Annotated in this window: 20 protein-coding genes; 6 read left to right on the forward strand and 14 right to left on the reverse strand. The window is 58.9% G+C overall.

Annotated features, from left to right (window positions below; translation table 11 throughout):
- Positions 1-90: 90 nt before the first annotated feature.
- The 5 genes from EDC38_RS11350 to EDC38_RS11370 all read right to left on the reverse strand — a co-directional run bounded on the left by EDC38_RS11350 (position 91) and on the right by EDC38_RS11370 (position 7,284).
- Entirely contained in the window at positions 91-1,704 is a 1,614-nt protein-coding gene (locus EDC38_RS11350; protein WP_123638598.1) for a cellulase family glycosylhydrolase, read from the reverse strand.
- 520 nt (positions 1,705-2,224) lie between these two features.
- The gene (locus EDC38_RS11355; protein ID WP_123638599.1) at positions 2,225-4,273 is read right to left on the reverse strand and encodes a discoidin domain-containing protein; all 2,049 of its coding nucleotides are present in this window, start codon (positions 4,271-4,273) and stop codon (positions 2,225-2,227) included.
- A 736-nt stretch (positions 4,274-5,009) separates the two neighbouring features.
- Positions 5,010-5,771, reverse strand: a complete 762-nt coding sequence (locus EDC38_RS11360; RefSeq protein WP_123638600.1) for an ABC transporter permease — start codon at positions 5,769-5,771, stop codon at positions 5,010-5,012.
- Positions 5,768-6,694, reverse strand: coding sequence for an ABC transporter ATP-binding protein (locus tag EDC38_RS11365; RefSeq protein WP_123638601.1), 927 nt, complete (start codon positions 6,692-6,694; stop codon positions 5,768-5,770). Before EDC38_RS11365 ends, EDC38_RS11360 begins: the two co-directional genes overlap by 4 nt.
- Before the next feature lie 59 nt (positions 6,695-6,753).
- Complete coding sequence (locus tag EDC38_RS11370) at positions 6,754-7,284, reverse strand: GyrI-like domain-containing protein (RefSeq protein ID WP_170162902.1); 531 nt, start codon at positions 7,282-7,284, stop codon at positions 6,754-6,756.
- Between the two features lie 157 nt (positions 7,285-7,441).
- Between EDC38_RS11370 and EDC38_RS11375 the strand changes: the two genes are divergently transcribed.
- Complete coding sequence (locus EDC38_RS11375) at positions 7,442-8,416, forward strand: helix-turn-helix transcriptional regulator (RefSeq protein WP_123638603.1); 975 nt, start codon at positions 7,442-7,444, stop codon at positions 8,414-8,416.
- Positions 8,417-8,441: 25 nt separating this feature from the next.
- Here the strand turns inward: EDC38_RS11375 and EDC38_RS11380 are convergent, their stop codons facing one another.
- From EDC38_RS11380 to radC, 7 genes are all read right to left on the reverse strand, one after another.
- Positions 8,442-8,786 carry a YciI family protein gene (locus EDC38_RS11380; protein WP_123638604.1) on the reverse strand — a complete coding sequence of 115 codons (345 nt, stop codon included), beginning with the start codon at positions 8,784-8,786 and terminating at the stop codon, positions 8,442-8,444.
- A gap of 180 nt (positions 8,787-8,966) precedes the next feature.
- On the reverse strand, positions 8,967-9,443 hold the full coding sequence (locus EDC38_RS11385) for a CBS domain-containing protein (RefSeq protein WP_123638605.1): 477 nt from the start codon (positions 9,441-9,443) through the stop codon (positions 8,967-8,969).
- 193 nt (positions 9,444-9,636) lie between these two features.
- Positions 9,637-10,887, reverse strand: a complete 1,251-nt coding sequence (locus EDC38_RS11390; protein WP_123638606.1) for an RNA polymerase sigma factor — start codon at positions 10,885-10,887, stop codon at positions 9,637-9,639.
- 30 nt (positions 10,888-10,917) lie between these two features.
- Positions 10,918-11,499: a porin family protein gene (locus EDC38_RS11395; RefSeq protein WP_170162903.1), complete on the reverse strand. Its 582-nt coding sequence runs from the start codon at positions 11,497-11,499 to the stop codon at positions 10,918-10,920.
- A 192-nt stretch (positions 11,500-11,691) separates the two neighbouring features.
- On the reverse strand, positions 11,692-11,847 hold the full coding sequence (gene rpmG, locus EDC38_RS11400) for a 50S ribosomal protein L33 (protein WP_024461630.1): 156 nt from the start codon (positions 11,845-11,847) through the stop codon (positions 11,692-11,694).
- Between the two features lie 12 nt (positions 11,848-11,859).
- Positions 11,860-12,096: a 50S ribosomal protein L28 gene (gene rpmB, locus EDC38_RS11405; RefSeq protein ID WP_024461631.1), complete on the reverse strand. Its 237-nt coding sequence runs from the start codon at positions 12,094-12,096 to the stop codon at positions 11,860-11,862.
- 386 nt (positions 12,097-12,482) lie between these two features.
- Positions 12,483-13,157, reverse strand: coding sequence for a RadC family protein (radC, locus tag EDC38_RS11410; protein WP_024461632.1), 675 nt, complete (start codon positions 13,155-13,157; stop codon positions 12,483-12,485).
- A gap of 134 nt (positions 13,158-13,291) precedes the next feature.
- Here radC and coaBC point away from each other — a divergent pair, with 134 nt between their 5' ends.
- The 4 genes from coaBC to slmA all read left to right on the forward strand — a co-directional run bounded on the left by coaBC (position 13,292) and on the right by slmA (position 18,715).
- The gene (gene coaBC, locus EDC38_RS11415; protein ID WP_123638608.1) at positions 13,292-14,488 is read left to right on the forward strand and encodes a bifunctional phosphopantothenoylcysteine decarboxylase/phosphopantothenate--cysteine ligase CoaBC; all 1,197 of its coding nucleotides are present in this window, start codon (positions 13,292-13,294) and stop codon (positions 14,486-14,488) included.
- 44 nt (positions 14,489-14,532) lie between these two features.
- A complete protein-coding gene (locus EDC38_RS16540) occupies positions 14,533-17,001 on the forward strand; it encodes a phosphomannomutase/phosphoglucomutase (RefSeq protein ID WP_123638609.1) in 2,469 nt (822 codons plus the stop codon).
- Between the two features lie 45 nt (positions 17,002-17,046).
- Positions 17,047-17,961 carry an acetylglutamate kinase gene (gene argB, locus EDC38_RS11425; protein ID WP_123638610.1) on the forward strand — a complete coding sequence of 305 codons (915 nt, stop codon included), beginning with the start codon at positions 17,047-17,049 and terminating at the stop codon, positions 17,959-17,961.
- 142 nt (positions 17,962-18,103) lie between these two features.
- The gene (gene slmA / locus EDC38_RS11430; protein WP_123638611.1) at positions 18,104-18,715 is read left to right on the forward strand and encodes a nucleoid occlusion factor SlmA; all 612 of its coding nucleotides are present in this window, start codon (positions 18,104-18,106) and stop codon (positions 18,713-18,715) included.
- Between the two features lie 16 nt (positions 18,716-18,731).
- Here slmA and EDC38_RS11435 read toward each other — a convergent pair whose 3' ends face one another.
- Together EDC38_RS11435 and pyrE are read right to left on the reverse strand one after the other, a co-directional pair.
- Complete coding sequence (locus EDC38_RS11435; RefSeq protein WP_123638612.1) at positions 18,732-19,343, reverse strand: coiled-coil domain-containing protein; 612 nt, start codon at positions 19,341-19,343, stop codon at positions 18,732-18,734.
- Between the two features lie 41 nt (positions 19,344-19,384).
- Positions 19,385-20,026, reverse strand: coding sequence for an orotate phosphoribosyltransferase (gene pyrE, locus EDC38_RS11440; RefSeq protein ID WP_123638613.1), 642 nt, complete (start codon positions 20,024-20,026; stop codon positions 19,385-19,387).
- 258 nt (positions 20,027-20,284) lie between these two features.
- Between pyrE and EDC38_RS11445 the strand changes: the two genes are divergently transcribed.
- On the forward strand, positions 20,285-21,058 hold the full coding sequence (locus EDC38_RS11445) for an exodeoxyribonuclease III (RefSeq protein WP_123638614.1): 774 nt from the start codon (positions 20,285-20,287) through the stop codon (positions 21,056-21,058).
- Positions 21,059-21,100 lie beyond the last annotated feature (42 nt).

Consider the following 21,100-nt stretch of genomic DNA (forward strand, 5'->3'; position numbering starts at 1 on the left):
TGACAGGCCAAGAAGCACGGGCGGTCGCACCGGCCCGTGCAATTCAAGCTCAGGCGACGCCCTGCAACCCGCGCCGCCCGACTAATCCGTTCAGTCACACAGCGGGCCAGACAGGCCGGGTACTTGGGCCTCCGCGCCCCCTTTGTTGACCTGAAAACCAATCTCGATGGTCTGTCCGGGTTGCAGGACACCATTCCAGTCGAGATTGGCTGCCGAGTAGGGGTTATTACCGGACAGCTCCGCGTTCCAACTGTTGGTGATACGTGAGCCGTCGCTGTACTCCCAGCTCACTGACCATCCGTCCACGGGCTGCGTACCGGAGTTGGTCAACCGGACGGCACCGGTATACCCCGAACTCCATTCATTGGTGATCTGATACTCGCAATCTCCAGCACCTGGCTGTGCGCTGCTGGACGATGAATGACTGCTGGAACTGCTAGAGGAGCTGCTCGAGGAACTCGACGTGGAGCTTGAGGAGCTTGAGGAGCTTGAGTCGACGATGCCATAGGGGTCGGGCTGCGCCGAACAGCTTTCGGGGCCGACACAACTTTCATTATTTTCCCAACCCCATCCGCTAGCGGTGCTTTCGCACAAGGGATACAGAGTGCCGTACCAGTTACACTGCGCTCCCATATCGGGACCGCTGGAACTGCTGCTTGAAACGCTGGAACTTGACGATGAGGAACTTGAAGAGGCGTCGCTACTGGACGATGAGCTTTGACCTTCGTAGACCGTCGCTGTCTGGGCCGTCTGGCGCAGTCCGTTACTGCTGTTGATCAGAAAATCGCCCCAGGAAGACAGATTGTCAACATCCCAGTTCAACGTGATATCCAGCGAGGCAACTTCGCTGCTGTTACCCGACCAGGACCACCCCAGATAGCCAATGCCATAGTCTTCGGCCACGGACAGAACCGACGCTTCATCAACCTCATTGCCGTAGTGATCCGCCCCGAATTCACCCACAATCAGCGGTAAATTATGGGTGGACAAGAATGTGGACACATAATTCTCAATAGTGGAACGGTCCTGGTACACCTCGTACATGTGAACGCTGAACAACGTGTTATTGCGCTCATCCGCGGCGGCCACGGTGGAGGCGTTATCGCGCATCACACCCTGCCAGTCCTGTCCCCAGTTGGCCGCATCCACCAGCAGTGTGTGGGTCAGGCCGGCTTCGCGCAGGCGCTGGATAGCGTCGACATGCTGATCCACCCAGGTACTCGCGGTTACCCCGTTTCCGAACGGCTCGTTGGCGATATTGATGATGACGTAATCTTCCTGCCCCTCAAGTACCGGAGCGATGTCGAGCCAATAGTCGACAACATTTTCCAGCGTTCCCGCACTGTCCTGCTCGCCATAACCGGTGGCGTCATGCACCTCCAGTACCGCAATCAGCTCGTTGTCTTTACACCATTCAATCACCTGCGCCACATCGGCGGCACTGTTGCGCGTCCACTGCTGGCCATCGGACAACACTATACGGACGGTGTTGGCGTTGAGGCTGGCGATATCGGACAGCGCCTGCTCGGTGCGACCGGTAAACCAGGTGTGAGGGTGGTTCACTCCGCGCATGATGAACGGATTGCCATTGCCATCCAGCAGTTGGGTTCCCGATACCTGAAATCCTGCCTGTACACCGATTGCAGCCGACAGGGCACTGGCACCCAAAGCGGCGCACGCGAGGGTTTTCTTGATAGCGTTCATGGTTCTTGCCTCTTTCTTTTAGGAAATGGAGCAACGTTAAAACCCGAGTGTTTGAAACGTTCGGGTCTAAATTGCTTTCAACGTTACCCAAGCGTGAACCGGTCGCGCCGATTGTCGTCCCGGAGGGCGGCGCGTTTTATTGTTTTATGATTTTCGGTGACCAAAAGCGTCTCTTTATCGAATGCTTTGCAACGCGTTTTGTCTCCGATCCGGCGACACCCTAAAGTACTTTTTGACCATAAGACAATCCTGAAAACGCGATCGTGGCGCGTAATAGCGTGTTCTGTGTCACGAATCAAAAATGTCAACGTCGAGGCGGGGTATGGATCACATAAGCATTGTCGTTTCAATCAAAAATGGCGGGATTGAGTGCAACTGTTTCTTAATAAATAACATTTTCCGTTATTTGAATTTTTGCTAACAGCTGTAGGGAAGGTGGTTTAATCCGACACAAAAAAAGCCGGCACAGAGGCCGGCTAAGTCAAAATTTTTTTCAGATGCTTCACATCAGCGCAAGGCGTTATGGAACCGGATCAATCGGTACAAACTGACTGTAAAGGCCATTGACGTCAAAGACAGCAATGGAGAACTCGTAGATTCCATCTTCCAGATTCAGTTCATGAGACGTGGCGTACGCATCGTTCACCACAACCGACTGAGACTCACCATCGGCGCCCTGCTGGTAGCGGATTTCATAACCGCCAATTTCATTCAACTCCAGGTAGCTACCATTTTCGCGCTGATCCGGCGTCGTCCACTCCAGGACCACGCCGTCACCCACAACCTGCTCACTGTTGGTGGTGACAACCAGCGTGGTGCTGTTTTCGGACCAGTTGCCCGCCGCATCACCCGCGCGCACCGAATACTGATAGGTGGTTCCTGAGGACAAGCCCGTGTCGGTGTAGCTGGTCTCAGGCGCCAACAGCTCCGTGATTCGGGCGCCATCGCGATACACCTCATAGCTCATCACCGCTTCGTTATCAGTCGATTCCGACCAGGACAGGGTCACGTAAGAGGTGCCAACCGCGGTATCGTTCAGTGAACCCGGCGCCGAGGGTGCCGTCGTATCCACCGTTTCCTCTTCAGTGGACTCTTCCCCGCCGGTGGAACCATCACCGGTGGAGCCATCATCAGAGCCGGTGTCGGTATCAGAGCCAGTGTCGGTCTCGGAGCCGGTACCGTCATCAGTGGAGCCATCGGTGCCATCGGACGGTGAGTCGGCGCTATCGGCCGGATAACCGAACACCTGCATTTCCCAAAGTGAGTGACCCCAGGATGTCGCCCGGGCCAGGCCCATCATGCGTACATAGCGACCGTGACCGTCGACGACGAGCTCATCGGTACCGCCATTGCCATCGACAATGTGCTCGACCGTTGTCCAACTTTGGCCATCGTAGGACGTCTGAATCTGGTATTCACTGGAATACGCCGTTTCCCAGTCAAGGTTAATTCCGGTGATCTGATGCGCCTCGCCCAGATCAACCTGCAGCCAGGCGGTATCACCGTAAACGCTGGCCCAACGCGTACTGCCGCTACCGTCAAAGGCATTTTCCGGCGCGTAAGCATCCCGCTCAGTGGACGAGGCGGTTGCCGGACGTCCCTCGGATACCAGTTGCGGTTCGGGTGCGACGTAGGGTTCCGCTCCATATACCTCAAGTTCCCACAGCGAAATGCCCCACTGGGTGGCGCGCCGCACGCTCTGAATGCGGACATAGCGACCGGTTGCGCTCAGCTCAACAACGTCCTCACCACCATCGCTGTTCGTGACCGACTGGGCCGTCTGCCAGTCGTTAGCGTCCGCCGACACTTGAATATCGTAGTCTTCGGCGTGCGCCACTTCCCAGCGAAGAATCAGGGAGGAGAGATCATAAGTTGCGCCAAGATCCACGGCGATCCACTGATCTTCGCCGTACTCACTGGCCCAACGCGAATTCATGTCGCCGTCGACCGCCTCTTCGGGCAACCGGCTGCTGTTCTCGGAGGAAGAAGCGAACATCGTCTGGTTTAACGCCAGATTCGCGCCGTCCCCTGAGGTGGTTTCGGAATCGGTTGTGGATTCAGGTTCAGTTTCGGGCTCGGGCTCGGGCTCGGGCTCGGGCTCGGGCTCGGGCTCAACACCGTAAACTTCCAGCTCCCACAGGGATACACCCCACTTGGTGGCACGCTTGACGCTTTCGACACGAACATAGCGCGCGGACCGGGTCATGGCGAAACTGTCGACACCGCCGTTGCTGCTGGTTACGGCGCTGACGGTTTCCCAATTGCTGCCGTCCAGCGAAACCTCAAGATTGTACTGCTCGGGATAGGCCGTTTCCCATTGAAGTATCACGGAAGAAATGTCGTAAACACTCTCCAGGTCAACAATGATCCAGTTGCCATCGGAAAAATCGCTGCTCCAGCGAGTACCGACATTGCCATCGACGGCAAACTCGGCGTCACGATTTCTGTTCTGGGAGGAGGAGGCGGACACCGGCTTGTCCAGGGCCAGATTTGACGGCGCGGCAGCCACCGCGCCATAGGCGGGGGCCAGCAATGCGGCGGCCAATACGGCAGAAGCAATGTATTTCATTGAATACCTCGAAAGTGTTGATTGCTACCGCTCACTTTCGAGGTGCGTTGCGTCAGGTGCGGCCGGACATACTCCCGCCGTCACCTTCCGCACTCCGGAAGGAAGCGATAACCCAGTTACTGATGCAACCCATGGAGCTATTCATAAATGGAATCCATCCGACCGTTAAATAGCTTTGAAAGAGAACGAGTGGCCCGGGAGCCATTCGCGTTGGTGGCAAGAATAGGGATCATTTTTCGTCTGTCAATCGACGGAAGGAGTTCACAATTTCAGAAATCTTTGCGGGGCGATATGCATTGATAGCGAGTGATCAACCACAGCGTAAAATAGGTTGAGCTGCTAACCAATTAGCATCGCTCATGTGATGAAAGTCCGCACCCGGAAGGACACAGGCCCAGATCGTCGTTTTAATAAACAGGGGTATAACCGGGAGTTTGGATGTTGCTTACGGACAGGGGAACCGCGTCGCACTTTTACCGGTAAACCATCGGGCGGCGGCGTCTCAAAAATGTGAACTGTTATATAAAGACACTCTTGACATTTCTTTTCCTGCTAAGAAAACAAGGCATCAGGTCGCCATTTCAAGACCATTTTGCGATAAAAACATCCGTTCTATAATTAAAAAATTGAATAAAACGGAAAAAATCTTCGGCTTTCCTGCTTGAAACCCCGATTTTTGTGGTTTGGCGCGACAACCTCCGAGATGGGCACCGTCGAACGATCGCCGCCACCCTCATCATGGCTTGATTTTATAGCCGGTTTTGAATAGCCACGCGATGACACCGAGACAGAGCAGCATAAACACCAGAATCATGGTGAGACTCAGCCCGACTCCCACATCGGACACGCCATAAAAACTCCAGCGGAAACCGCTGACCAGGTACACGACCGGATTGAACAGGGTAATGGTCTGCCACAGCGGAGGCAGCATGTTGATGGAATAGAAGCTGCCACCGAGAAACGCCAAAGGAGTGATCACCATCATTGGGACGATCTGCAGCTGCTCAAAGCTCTCCGCTACCACACCGATGATGAACCCCAGCAGGCTGAAGCTCAGCGATGTCAGAATCAGAAACGCCAACATCCAGAAGGGATGGTCGATGGAGTAGTCCACAAACACCCTCGCAGTCAGCAGGATGATCAAGCCCAAGATGATGGACTTGGTGGCCGCCGCGCCAACGTAACCAATGACAACCTCCAGGGCCGAAACCGGGGCGGACAGTATCTCGTAGATGGTGCCGGTAAACTTCGGCATATAGATACCGAACGATGCGTTGGAGGTGCTTTCGTTCAATACCGTCAGCATGATCAGGCCCGGAATGATGTAGGCTCCGTAACTGACGCCGTCGATCTCCACCATGCGCGAGCCGATCGCAGCCCCGAATACCACAAAGTACAGCGAGGTGGACAGCACCGGCGAGGCAATACTCTGCATGAGGGTGCGCCAGGCCCGCGCCAGTTCAAACAGATAGATCGCCCGAATCGCGTACCCGTTCATGCGCGCTCCTCCACGAGGCTGACAAAAATATCTTCCAGTGAGCTCTGGGACGTGTGCAGGTCCCGATAATCAATATTGAGTTCGGCCAGTTGCCGTAACAGCCGGGCAACCGCCACCGGATCACCCTGCGCATCGTAGGTATAGGTCAGTTGATAACCATCATCGGACAAGGTGGTCTGTTCCGCGGGCAGAGCGGTCGGTACCTGATCCAGGGATTCACTGAGCTGAAGGGTCAGCTGTTTCTGTCCGAGCTTCTGCATCAGCGCGGCTTTTTCATCCACCAGGATGATCTCGCCGCGCTGAATGACCCCCACCCGATCGGCCATATCTTCGGCTTCTTCAATATAGTGGGTGGTGAGAATGATCGTCACGCCGCTGTCGCGCAGTTGACGGATCATCCGCCACATATCCCGGCGCAACTCGACGTCCACACCGGCGGTGGGCTCATCGAGAAACAGAATACGCGGCTCATAGGCCAGGGCCTTGGCGATCAGAACCCGACGCTTCATGCCACCGGAGAGCGCCATGATCCGGCTGTCTTTTTTATCCCACAGTGACAGATCTTTCAGTAACTGCTCCAGGAACGCATCATTGGGTGGCTTGCCAAACAGGCCCCGGCTAAATCTGACCGTGCTCCATACGGTTTCAAAAATATTGACCGCCAGCTCTTGCGGCACGAGCCCTATTTTCTGACGGGCCGCCCGGTACTCCTTCACAATATCGTGGCCATCGGCCAACACTCGACCGCTGGTCGGATTGACGATGCCACAGATGATGCTGATCAGCGTGGTTTTACCGGCGCCATTGGGCCCGAGTAACGCGAATATTTCGCCGGGGTTGATGTCCAGGCTGACATCCGTCAGCGCCTGAAAGCCCGATCCGTATACCTTGCTCAGGCCCTGAACTGAGATTATCGGTTGCACAAGTACTCCTGATGGTTTCCCTGGTAAGTCGCCAGTGTACGGGGTAACGCCGGCCAGAACTACGCCCCGACCACCTCTTCCTGCAGGGGCACCCAGATCTGGATACCGCCCCACCCGGTGCGAAAATCAAACTCGGCGCCATAGCGTTCCAGGAGCAGGGGGCCATTGCGACGCTGGGGGCTTAAATTGAGCCCCGGCAGGCTATGGGCAAAAATGGTGTGCAGGGCCGGGCGCAACTCCGACACATGATCCCGGTGCAGAAACACCGCATAGCGCTGCGCCGGCACCGTCAGGCGATCCCAGTCATCATTGATTCTCTGGAAACCGGGCACTTCCACCGCGGTCATATAGTCGAAACCATCCGGCGAGTCGGCCGCGGGTAATAACACGCCATAACTGTGTTTATCGGTCTGATCCGGAATCCAGCCCCGGTAGGGCGAAAACTTCTCCCAGAACCCCGGAATCGCGGTCGATGGTAATCCCTGGATTTTTCGCCTCAGCCCCACCAGCCGAAATCCTGACAGCGACTCCACTCCCAGCAGCCCGGGAACGGCCGTAGCGGGCGCCTTGAAAGAATGCATACCTGTCATGGATGAGTCTCCTTCATTGTCATCAATGTTGTCGTCCGCACACCCCACAGATCGACAGCCCGTTACCGAAGCCATGGAATTTACCGGACAAATACGACATTATTTGACGTACATCGCCTCCACAATGCCGACGAACCAAAATTGAGGGGTCAGCCCCATGGCGAATACCGCGACACGCCTGTTCAATCTGATTGCTTATCTGCAGCGCCACCCCAACAGTTCGGCCTCACAGCTGGCCGAAGCACTGGATGTTTCGGCGCGCACCGTGCAGCGCTATATCGTCATGCTTGAGGATATGGGTATTCCGGTGTACGCCGAGCGCGGTGCCCAGGGTGGCTATTCCCTGGTGCGCGGCTACCGCATGCCACCACTGATGCTCTCGCCGGAAGAAGCCGTTGCGGTACACTTGGGGACCGGGCTGATCGAGTACGTGTGGGGCAAGCTGTTTCGGGGCGCGGCATTGAGCGCCATGACCAAAATCGAAAACGTCCTGCCGGAAGAACAACTTCAAGAAATCGCCTGGGCTCGTGGCAACCTCATCACCCAGGGCATTCCGCGGATCAACCCCAATCTCGATATGGAACAACTGGAGACTCTCTACCAGGCCGTTCGGCAGGGTTTTCAGGTGCGGATTCTGTATCAGGGAAAACAACAACCCACCCCTCAATGGCGGATCATTGAGCCCTATGTCCTGGTCTACAGTTGGGGCCAACAGTATTGCATCGCCTATTGCCGGTTGCGCCAGGCCATGCGGTCCTTTCGGGTCGACCGGATTCAAGCGATGGAGCGGCTCACCGAGACGTTCAACAAGCCACCCGAATTTGACCCAGCCCAGTACTTGGACGAGCACTTTGAAGGTCAGTCGTCCTACGAAGTGCGGCTGTTTTTCTCCGCCGAAACCGCCAGCGTGGCGCAGGACTACCGCTGCTGCTGGGAAAGTTTCGAGGAGCGCCCCGATGGATCGGTGGTGGCGGGCTTCCGCGCCAGCGACCTGGACACCGCGACCCGCCGTGTCATGTGTTTTTTACCGGACGCGCGGGTGCTCGGGCCCGCAGAGCTCAAGCACCGAATTGCCTCGACCAGCCGGGCCATTGCCGAACAGTACGAACCGGACAATGCCATGGCGCGCTGACTGCCATGGCGCGCGGAAAAGCGCGCTAGACCTGAAGCTGGCGGATCGGACGGACCTCAATACTACCGACCCGCGCCGGAGGAATACCGGCAGCGATGGTGATCGCTTCATTGAGATCCTTGGCGTCGATCATGTAAAAACCCGCCAACTGTTCTTTGGTTTCAGCAAAGGGCCCGTCGGTAATGCTCATCTGCCCGCCACGCACCCGCACGGTGGTCGCGGTGGCAACCGGCTCCAGCGCCTCTCCGGCCAGCATATGACCACGCTCGGCGAGGCCCTGGGCGTAGGCGTGGCACTCGGTATCTTCCGGGCTGTCGGGCAGACCGTGGAGATCCTGTTCATCACTGTACACAAGACAAAGGTATTTCATGGGATGTTTCCATTCACAGGGTTTGAAAGGGTGACCCGTATTATTACACCGGCGGGCACCATCTTACTGTGAGTCGCTTCCCGAGCGATGAATTCGACAGTGGCCTGGTCACGGCCCACAAAAAAAACCGGGCGCGCCGACGAAAATAACGACACGCCCGGGTATTCTGGCAGCTTCAGGTCAGCTGGCGGTCTGAAGCCATCGGGTTTCGCAAATCATCCGGGACATGGCCAACACTTCGTCCGGTGTCAGGACATCTTTATTTTTTGAGCTCCGACCACTTACCGTATGATCAATCAGGTCTTTCAGGCTGATCATGCCCACCATCTGTTGCTCGCTGTTGACGACCGGCATCCGCCGTATTTGTATGCTGCCCATGGTTTTGAGGACACTATGGATATCCTCTTCTTCATGGCAAAAATGACAGGCCTTGCCCTCCACCAGTTCACGGGCACTGATTTCCCACAACGGCCGATGTTTAAGCGCCGCTGCCATCGCGACATCCCGATCGGTAATCAGGCCCACGACCCGGTTATTTTCGGCCACCAGCGGAATGGCCCCGGAGTCTTCGTTCCACATCGTCGTCGCAATCGCCTCCAGGTCGCTGTCGATCGAACAGACTTTCGCTCCCTGGTGCATCACATTCTTGACTAACATTACGTGTCCTCCATGGTTGGTTCAGGGTTGTCACCAAAACGACCAGTCGTCGTAAACCTCGTGACTGGCAAGCGCTCAACGCATCCGATTGACAGTAGTCACAGTGGACACACAAAGCTGGATTCATCATAGGCGCTATGAGGGCGGGTGAATAAGATTGTTAATGCATAACGAGAGGGCGATTTAGCGAGATTCAGGCGCGCTGAAGTGCGTCCAGGCGACATTGAAGGTAGCGTCGCTCCGGCTCCTGTTGAACCAGCGCCAGGGCCTCGCCATAGGCCTCCCGGGCCTCCCGGTCGCGCCCCAGTTTCTCCAACAGGTGCGCCCGGGCGGCGGGCAACAGGTGGTAGCCCGCCAGCGCACCCTGATCATGCAACTGGTCCATCAATGCCAGGCCCGCCGCCCAGCCGTCGCGCATGGCAACGGCGGCGGCCCGGTTCAGCGCCACCACGGGCGAGGGCGACACCTGCAGCAACAGGTCGTACAGGCCGACGATTTCCACCCAGTCGGTCGCCTGCCAACTTGGCGCTTCGGCGTGGAGCGCCGCGATGGCCGCCTGCAGCGCGTAGGGGCCCGCCGGGCCCTCGCTCAATGCTCGACGAACCAGCCTCGCGCCCTGTTCAATAACGTCGGTGTCCCAGCGATTGCGGTCCTGATCCTCGAGCAGGATCAAGTCACCATCGGGGGTTGTCCGGGTTTTCCGGCGGGCGTGATGGACCAGCATCAGCCCCAGCAACCCGTGCACCTCCGGGTCCAGCAGAAGCTCCTGGAGCAGATACCCGAGGCGGATAGCCTCCTCGCTCAGGTCCCGACGCTGAATCTCGGGCCCGGCGGTGGCTGAGTAACCCTCATTGAACACCAGGTAAATGACCTGCAATACCGCCTGCAACCGTTCCGGCAACGCCGTCGGGCCCGGCACCTCGTAGGGTATCTTCGCAGCCTGGATCTTGCGTTTGGCACGCACAATGCGCTGCGCCAGGGTCGAGGTGGTGGTGAGGTAGGCCCTGGCGATCTCCTCCGTGCTCAGGTCACAGACCTCCCGCAGGGTTAAGGCGATTTGGGCGTCGGGGGACAGACTGGGGTGACAACAGGTAAAGATCAGGCGCAGGCGGTCGTCTTCAATCCGGTCATCATCGGTGAGCAGGTCGCGCTCGGTCTGCTGATACAGGGTATCGGCAATCGCCTGCTGAGACTCGTCAAAGCGGGCTCGTCGACGCAGCTGATCAATCGCCTTGAAGCGGCCCGTGGACACCAACCAGGCGCGCGGGTTATCGGGAACTCCCTCACTGGGCCACTGGGTCGCCGCCGCCATGAAGGCGTCATGCAATGCCTCCTCGGCCAGATCAAAGCTCCCCAGCAGCCGGATCAGCGTGGCCAGTACCCGGCGCGACTCCCGCTGATACACCTCGGCGAGCTGTTGCTGGCTGGAACCCTGATCAAGCATGCTGCCCCTGCCGACGTCCGATCACCGACCTCAGAAACGATAATCCCATTGCAGGGTGTAGGTTTCAAAACGGTAGTCATCGGTTTTGACCAACTGGCGATATTCGATATTGAAGTTCAACCGCTTGTTCACAAACCAGCCCATACCAATGCCATAGGATGTGCCCGACAGGGAGTCGTCGGCCTCGGTGCCGGTGTTGCCCTGCCAGCGCGTTACCTGGGTATCCAGTGCCGCGTAGCCCAGCAAACCATATAGCCTGGCCACCTCATTGGTGATTTCCGGGCGGTAGTACAGGGCCGAGTAGGTCTTTACCTCGCGTTCGATCTCGCTCAGGCTGGCATCGGTTGCCTGCTCAGCCAGAAAATAATCCGAGCTGATGTCCCGGTCGTCCTTCAGTCCCGCCCCCAGTCGAGCCTCGAGCCCCAACAGGCCGTTGTACTTGTACCCCGCCGAAAATTCGACCACCGGCATCTCGGCTTCATCGTAGGGGGTGCGGGCGTCTCCGGTGACCACCCCGCCACCAATACCGGCATAGAAACCCCGGTGGTTATCCGCAAGCGCGGGGACGGCCAACAGCACCAGTGCGGCGCCAATACTCCAAGCGGTTTTCATAAGCAGCTCCCTGAGGTGGGCGTTATCGGTCATTGTCACTTGGCGGGAAGTATCGCACAGCGGCGCGGGGGATCAACGGTCGGGGGACGATTTTCGAACCGGATTCACGTTTCAGTGGCGCAATTCCTACCCCTGAAACGACAGAACCCGGCACAGGGGCCGGGTTCTGATCGGAACGAAGCACAAAATCGCTTACTTGATTTTGCCTTCTTTGTAGACCACGTGCTTGCGGGCAACGGGGTCGAACTTTTTGATTTCCATTTTCTCGGGCATGTTCCGCTTGTTCTTGTCGGTGGTGTAGAAGTGACCGGTGCCCGCGGTGGAGTTCAAACGAATCTTATCGCGCATGGGAGTTCTCCTTTAAACTTGTTCGCCGCGAGCGCGCAGATCGGTCAGTACGGCGTCAATGCCGCGCTTGTCGATTACACGCATACCTTTGGAGGAAACCTTCAGCTTCACAAAACGCTTCTCGGATTCCACCCAAAAACGGTGAGAATGCAGGTTGGGCAAAAAACGACGCTTGGTGTGGTTTTTTGCGTGAGATACATTGTTTCCAGTAACGGGACGCTTGCCGGTTACCTGACATACCTTGGACATGGTCTTGCCTCGTCGTATTCAGCGCGCTGCGCTGCGGGTTGGTTGTCGCCACACCACAGCCCAGCACGGGGTGTTTTTGTAGCCTGATTCGATCAATTTGCGGCCCGGGGACACGAGGTCCGGGGGCGGCTCCTGGCGCTATGGCCGGCTACCCAGCCGCATAAGGGCGCGTTTTATACCAAAACCGACGAGCAATAGCAATGTTTTCTCCCGATTTTGGTGATTTTTTAGCCTGCAGAGTGATGCAGGTTTTTGCGGGTCCGGTCCGATATCGGGTGCACTGTCCCCGGACACGCCGTACATACATCCCTGTAGGCTCGGATCGCGGGTCCCCCGCTCTACGGTCCAGAAACAGTACACCCGACACCGGACCTCAGTGCCATTCTTCACAACCAACCGCGCTCGGCGAAGGAGACGACTTCACCGTCACCGACCACCATGTGGTCCAGCACTCGCACCCCCACCAGATCCAGCGCCTCCCGCAAGCGCTCGGTGATCCGGCGGTCCGCCTGGCTCGGCTCCGCTACACCGGAGGGGTGGTTGTGAGCCAGAATCACCGCGGCCGCGTTGTGAGTAAGTGCTCGCTTTACCACCTCTCTCGGGTAAACACTTGCGCCATCAATCGTGCCCTGAAACAACTCATCAAAGGCCCGGAGTCGGTGCTGGTTGTCCAGAAACAGCACCGCGAACACCTCGTGCGGGCGATGGCGAAGCTGGGCGCTGAGGTACTGGCGGACCAGATCCGGGCTGGTCAGGGAATCGCCCGCCTCCAGACTGGCGGATAAATGGCGGCGCGCCATTTCCAGTACGGCCTGTAACTGGGCAAACTTGGCGCTGCCCAGGCCCTGCCCCCGGCAGAACGCGGCCTGCGAGGCCTCCAATAACGGGCGCAGGCCACCGAATTCGGCCAAGAGCTCCCGCGCCAGGTCCACAGCGGATTTGCCGGCGCAGCCGGTACGAAGAAAGATGGCCAGTAGTTCGGCGTCGGAGAGGGCGGCGGGGCCGCGGCTGAGCAGTTTTTCCCGGGGGCGTTCGGCCTCGGGCCATTGGGCTATGGACATGATGTGACTCCCTGTCTTGAAACGTCTGACTTCTGAAATCGTCTGGAAACGCGTCGTCCTAGTGATTCGGGGCTAGAGAATGGTATCTTAGCCGGTTCAAGTCAAGCTGTCAGACCTCCACAGACCGGATCGCCATGAGTTCACTGACCAACAAACGTATTCTGTTAGGTGTCACCGGTGGCATTGCCGCCTATAAGAGTGCCGAACTGGTGCGCCGTCTCAAGGAGCGGGGCGCCGATGTGCGCGTGGTGATGACCGCTTCGGCGCGCGAATTCATGACCCCGCTGACCTTTCAGGCGCTGTCGGGCAATCCGGTGCATACCGATCTGCTCGATCCGGCGGCCGAGGCGGCCATGGGGCATATTGAGCTGGCCCGCTGGGCGGACCGGATTCTGGTGGCGCCTGCCAGTGCAAACTTCATGGCGCGCCTGGCCGAGGGCCGGGGCGATGACCTGCTGACCACCCTCTGCCTGGCGACCCGGGAGCCCATCATTCTGGCACCGGCCATGAATCAGGGTATGTGGCTGAATCCGGCGACGCAGGCGAACCTGGAAACATTAAAGGGACGGGGCATTCAATTGCTCGGTCCCGGCGACGGCAGCCAGGCCTGTGGTGAAGTCGGCCCCGGTCGCATGCTCGAACCCGACACGCTGGCGGAGGCCGTGGCCGCCCAATTCGCCACCGGGCAGTTGGCCGGCCGCCACGTGGTAATTACGGCTGGTCCTACCCGGGAGGCCATCGACCCGGTGCGCTACCTGAGCAACCACAGCTCTGGCAAAATGGGCTACGCTTTAGCCGAAGCGGCTGTTGAAGCAGGCGCCCGGGTGACACTGATCAGTGGCCCCACCGGGTTGCCGACCCCCGAGCGCGTCACCCGCATCGACGTGACCAGCGCCCTCGAGATGCTTGAGGCCAGCCTGGCGCAGGCACCTCAGTGCGATCTGTTTATCGGTGCGGCCGCCGTGGCGGATTACCGCCCGGCCGACTATCAGCCGCAGAAAATGAAAAAAGGCGATGAGGACACGCTGCAGATTGCGCTGACCAAAAACCCGGACATTATTGCCGCTGTTGCCCAGATAGAGAACCGACCCATCACCATAGGCTTTGCCGCCGAGAGCGAACAGCTGCTCGAATACGCCCGCGGCAAACGGGAGCGCAAGGGGCTGGATGCGATCATTGCCAATGACATCAGCCGCGAGGGGCTGGGCTTCAACAGTGATGACAACGCGGTCACCCTGATCGATGCCGAGCGTGAGCTGGCCCTGGGCCCGATGAGCAAAACCCGGCTGGCCCGCGCCCTGATCGCTGAGCTCAGCCGCTATACCCGCTGACTGACGACAACCATTCCAGAGACCGACAACGGGAATCCGATACCGTGGCGAACCGAACTTCCAAGGAACAACGACAAAAGCAGGCACGTCTGGCGCGCCAGAAGCTGATTGGCGCTCTGGTGCTGGGGGTACTCGTGCTGAACGGCCTGCTGGGTTACTGGCTGTACGGCATTCTGGTAACGGATGTTCAGGATCTTCGCCTGGAGGCGGCAGTGGAGGCTCAGGCCGAGCAACGCGCGCAGCCACTGCAGGATTATATTCGGGAGCTGCGCCAACGCGTGGCGGCACTGGCGGCAGAACCGGCCACCGCTGAGGCGCTTCAGGGCTCGACGGAGGTCCGACAGTCAGCGGCAGAAGCGATTGCCGCGCGCATTGAGCATGGCATTGCCGCGCGCCTGATTCCGGCGGGCAGCGCTCGGGTCGAACGCGACCACCCCGCCCCCATCCGGTTTGCCGAGCTCGACCTGATCCGCCGGGCGGAGCGCCGTGACAATCATCTCCCGGAGCTGGCCAAAGTGGATCAACAATGGCAGTTGCACGTCATTGAACCCATCCCGCCATCCGCCGACGAGCCCGTGGAGGGAACCCTCCTGGTCACACTCAATGACACCGGCTGGCGCTCGCTACTGGATGCCGCCAGTAAAAGCCTGGGGCGCACCGAGCTGCACCAACAGATTCCGGGCAGCAATCCCCTGACGGTCTACCTGAGCGGTCAGGGGGAGGGCGGCGCCAAGCACTCCGTCGCCATCCCCAATAGCCACTGGCGTCTGAGCTTCACGGCCTCACCCGAGCTGGTGGCCCAGACCCGCGAGCTTCCGACGCTCTGGCTGCTGGTCCTGTCCACCACCACCATCGGCGGATTGCTGCTGGCCTGGTTCAGTGGCCATATGATTGAGCGCCGACAGCGCCAGAGCGCCCGTCCCATTCAGGTGCCCGGCGCCGCGCGCTCGGGCGGCAAAAACGCCGACGCGCAGGACGAGCACGGCGAAGAAGAAATCGGCATGATCAACACGCTGTACCAGAACCAGGACATTCTGGATCTGGATGTCAGCGACGAAGACGAAGACATTCTCGCCCTGGACCAGGCGCCCACCAAAACGGCCGCCGCCGACGCGACCCAGGCGGGCCAGTCAGGCCCGACCATCCCCGAGGGGATTTTCCGCTCCTACGACATTCGTGGCCTGGCCGATACCGAAATCACCCCGGAGCTGGCCGAGCATATCGGGCGGGCACTGGGCAGCGAGGCGCTGGATCACGGCGAAACCGATATGGTGCTCGCCCGGGACGGCCGGACGCACAGCCCGGTATTGGCCGAAGCCCTGCGCAGCGGGATAGCAAGCACCGGTTGCAACGTGATTGATCTGGGCACAGTACCCACCCCCCTGATGTACTTCGCCACCCATCACCTGAGCGAAACCAGCAGCGGCGTCATGGTCACCGCCAGCCATAACCCCGGTAGCTACAACGGTTTCAAAATGATCATCAACGGGGTCACCCTGGCCGATGATGCGGTACTGGATGTACGCTCGCGGATTCAGCGCCAGCACTACCACCAGGGCGAAGGGGAGACCCGCAGCCACGACATCATCACCGACTATATCGAACGCATTTTCTCCGACGTCGCGCTGGTCGGTGCCGTGTCGCTGGTGATCGACGCGGGCAACGCGGTCCCCGGTGTGGTGGCGCCCCGGCTGTTCGAAGAGCTGGGCTGCGATGTGACACCGCTGTACTGCGACCTGGACGGCACCTTCCCCAATCACGACCCGGACCCGACTCAGGAAGCCAACCTTCAGGACCTTATTGCCAAGGTACAGGAAGTCGGTGCCGATCTCGGCGCGGCCCTCGATGGCGACGGTGATCGCCTGATTGTGGTCACCCCCCAGGGGCGGATCATCTGGCCGGATCAACTGTTGATGCTCTTTGCCCGCGACGTGCTCGGACGCAACCCCGGGGCCGATGTGCTGTTCGATGTGAAGTGCTCCCGCCAGCTGAACCAACTGGTGACCAGCTATGGCGGTCGGCCGATCATGTGGAAAACCGGCCACTCCCACATGAAATCGAAAATGATCGAAACCGGTGCGCTGATCGGCGGCGAGTATTCCGGTCACATTTTCATCAAGGACCGCTGGTACGGGTTCGATGACGGTTTATACACCCTGGCACGTCTGCTGGAAATCATCACCTTGCGCGATCAACCCATAGACGATATCTTCGCCGCCTTTCCGATTCTGCCCTCCACCCCGGAGCTGAAAATTCCGGTGCAGGACGACCAGAAATTCGCCCTGGTGGAACGGTTGATTGCCGAGGGCGACTTCCAGAGCGGCAAGCCGAGCACCATTGACGGGCTGCGGGTGGACTTTGCCAAAGGCTGGGGGTTGGTCAGAGCCTCGAACACCTCCGCGGCCCTGACCCTGCGCTTTGAAGGCGAAACCGAGGAAGCGCTGAACAAAATTCAGCAACTGTTTAAACGCGAGCTGCTGAAAATCGACAGTCAGCTCCAGATCGACTTTTAACCAACGTACCCTTAAACAAGGTACTTTTAAACAACGGACCCCGCTATGTCACTGAACCGCACCCAGGCCATGAACGTGGCTCAGGTACTGACCGAGGCGCTGCCCTACATTCAGCGCTTTACCGGCAAGACCATTGTGATCAAATTTGGCGGCAACGCCATGGTGGACGAAGAACTGCAGAACAGTTTTGCCCGGGATATCGTGCTGATGAAACTGGTGGGCATGAACCCCATCGTGGTCCATGGCGGCGGGCCCCAGATTGGCGATCTGCTCAAGCAGCTCAACATCGAATCCGAGTTTGTCGGCGGTATGCGGGTGACTGACAGTAAAACCATGGACGTGGTGGAAATGGTGCTCGGTGGCACAGTGAACAAACAGATCGTCAGCCTGATCAACCACAACGGTGGCCACGCCATCGGCATTACCGGTAAGGACGGGCAGCTGATCCGGGCCAAAAAGCTTTCGGCAAAGCGCCAGACGCCGGACATGCAGGCGCCGGAAATCATCGACATCGGTCACGTGGGCGAGGTCGCCAGTATCAATACCTCGGTGATCGACATGCTGATCAACAGCGACTTCATTCCGGTGATTGCCCCGATCGGGGTGGGCGATGACGGCGCTTCCTACAACATCAACGCCGACCTGGTGGCCGGCAAAATTGCCGAGGTACTGCAGGCCGAGAAGCTGATGCTGCTGACCAACGTGGCCGGCCTGCAGGACAAGAATGGCGAAGTATTGACCGGGCTGACCACGCAGCAAGTGGACGGCCTGATCGCTGACGGGACCATTTACGGCGGCATGCTACCCAAAATCGGCTGCGCGCTGGATGCGGTGAAAAGCGGCGTGAACAGTGCCCACATCATAGATGGACGGGTCGCTCACGCGGTATTGCTGGAGATCTTCACCGACGCTGGCGTCGGCACACTGATCACCAACAAGGCGCAGCAAGCCGCTCAGTAACACGCCCGAAAGCCGCACTGGCCATTGAAAAACGTAGGCGATGGGGCGGGCATGCCCCGCATCCTGTGCTAGGATATCCCCGTCGCCTGAAACGTCCTGAGGCCGCGCCGAAGGATTCACCCCTGACAACCTATGGACCGCCATGAGCAAGCAGCCCACCGCCAAATCCTCCCGCCGCCAACAGATTCTGGAGTCTCTGGCTCACATGCTGGAAGCCAGCCCCGGTGCCCGTATCACCACGGCCGCCCTGGCTCGGGAAGTGGGCGTCTCGGAAGCGGCGCTTTACCGCCACTTCCCCAGCAAGTCCAAGATGTTTGAAGGGTTGATCGAGTTTATCGAAGACACGATTTTCACCCGCATCTCCCTGATCCTGTCGGAGGAGCCGGCCGCTTTGCGCCGGTGCGAAAAGATTCTGCTACTGCTGCTGACCTTCACCGAACGCAACCCCGGCATCACCCGGTTGCTCACCGGCGACGCCCTGACCGGCGAAACCGAACGGCTTCGGCTGCGCGTCGCCCAGCTCTTTGAGCGGGTGGAAACCCAGTTGAAGCAGGTGTTGAGAGAAGCGGAATTGCGAGAGGGGTTACGGCCCAATTTGCCCTTGTCGGCCGCCGCCAATCTGTTGATGGCCTGCGCCGATGGGCGGATCACCCAGTTTGTGCGCAGTCAGTTCCGGCGCCCACCGACCGAGCACTGGGCGGAACAGTGGCCGGTATTGGTGAGCGGCCTGATGCGCGAACAGGTTCCGGCCTGATTCGCACCTCGGGGGTTCAGCGGCGGCCCTCGGCCGCCCGTATCTCGGCGAACGCTTCAATGTCCTGATCAAACTTGTCCGCCACCTCGTCGTACTCCTCCTGGCGATGACGGATCTGCGCCTGTATTTCCTGAACTTCGGTTTTCAGCGTCCCCAGATTGACCAGTACCGACTCGGGCACCTCCTGGCCACTGCGCTCCAGACGCGCGGCCCGACTCTCCAGGTCCCGTATCTGCAAGCGCACATTGCTCAGGTTGCTCTCCAGAATACTGATATTGCCCTGCAGCTCCGCCAGACTGCGCCGCTTTGCATCCTCGATATCCTTGACCGTGCTGTACCGACGCTTCAGTTCCTGCTCGTAGGCCTCACGCTCCTGTCGGGCCTGCCGTTCGCGTGCTTCGGCTTCCAACTCTTCGTCGCTGGGCGCTGGAGGCACGGTTCTGAGCACCTCCCCATACATGGACACGACTTCGTAACCTCTCGGGACGTACTTGGGTGGGATGCGATCTTCCAGCACCTGCACGCCTTCATCGTTGGTGTATCGGTAGTACACTTTCTCTTGCGCCTGGGCCAGCGACGCCAGACCCAGGAGGCAGGATACCGAGAACCACAACATTGATTTACGCATAACGCCCTCGTTGCTCCATCGCGCTTGGGAGCGGATTCTGATTACACGCCGTACTCGGCGCGATAGGCCTCAATGGCTGCCACCACCTCTGGGCGGGCTTTGTCCGCTTTCAGGTAGGCCACCACATCGTCCAGATTGACAATACTGATCACCGGAATGCCGTACTGCTGCTCCACTTCCTGGATCGCCGACAGGGAGCCCTTGCCGCGCTCCTGACGGTTAAGACCAATCAACACCCCCGCCGGTTCAGCGCCCGCCGAACGAATCAGTTCCATGGACTCACCCACGGCGGTTCCCGCAGTAATCACATCGTCCACAATGAGCACCCGACCGTCCAGCGGCGCGCCCACCAGGGAGCCGCCTTCGCCGTGGTCCTTGGCCTCTTTGCGGTTGAACGCGTAGGGCAGATCCCGCTCGTGGTGGTCGGCCAGCGCAACGGCAGTGGTGGTGGCCAGGGGAATACCCTTGTAGGCCGGGCCGAAGATCAGGTCCACCTCTACACCAGAGGCCATCAGCGCCGCCGCGTAGCAGCGCCCCAGCTTCGCCAGTGCCCGACCGGTCTGAAACTTGCCGGCATTGAAAAAATACGGGCTGACCCGGCCGGATTTGAGGGTAAACTCGCCAAAGCCCAGGGCCTCGTGCTCAATGGCCAACTCGATAAAGTCGCGCTGGTAGTTCTCCATGCAAAACTCTCAAAAATACGCTAGATTGAATAAGAATAACGGCTGACGCTGTGGGGGCGTGCCATTAACCGCCGGTTACTCCAGTGGCCCCAATTATAACCATCGAATGCCCACCTGCGCTGCCCAGCCGTTCACTGGTCCCGAACTAAAGTGCGGAAATGGCCTCCAAACGGCTGAATTCCGGGGTTTTTCTGTCACTAATTAACACAAAGATAACAAGCTCGGGTATCATACACAGTCCGTTAACAAGGGGCTAATATGAGAGTTATCAGTCTTAGCGTCGATGGTATTTTCCAGGCGGCTCAGCGCGGTCTGTTTGACTGGCTGGACAGCCAGGATGCAGACGTCATCTGTCTGCAGGATCTGCGCGCACTGGAATATGAACTGGAAGACAAGCCGGTATTTCAACTGGACGGTTATTTCAGCTACTTCTTCGACTCCGGGACACCACACTACAACGGCGTGGCCATCTACACCCGCAAGCAGCCCAAGGCCCTGATTTTTGGCCTGGGGTTCTCGTCCGGCGTGGATATGGAAGGTCGTTACCTGCAGATTGACTACGAACAGCTGAGCATTGGCTCAATGCTGGCGCCCAGTGCTACCTCGGAAATGGAATCCCAGGAAGTGAAGATCAAGTTCTTCGACGACCTGCAGGCCCATCTCGACAAGATTACCCGCAAGCGCCGCGAGTTCATCTTCTGCGGCAACTGGGCCATGGCACACACGCCCCGGGATGTGACCAACCCGGAGAAAAATGAGCACGAATCCGGCTTTCTGCCCCACGAGCGGCAGTGGCTGAGCCAGGTGTTCAACCAGATCGGCTATGTGGATGCCTTTCGCAAGGCCAACAAGGACCCGGACGAATACAGTTGGTGGCCCAGCGGCAAGATCAATGACGGTGAGGGCTGGCGCACCGACATGCAGATCGTGTCAGCGCCCATTGGCCAGCGGGTCGAGCATGCGGCCATTTACAAGATTCAGCAGTTCTCCAGCCACCTGCCGGTGATTGTGGATTACGATATCGAGCTTTGATCGGTCGGGTGGGGTAGCGGCGGATGGGGTAACGGCGGATGC

It is taken from the genome of Marinimicrobium koreense (assembly GCF_003762925.1).
GTDB classification, from domain to species: Bacteria; Pseudomonadota; Gammaproteobacteria; order Pseudomonadales; family Cellvibrionaceae; genus Marinimicrobium; species Marinimicrobium koreense.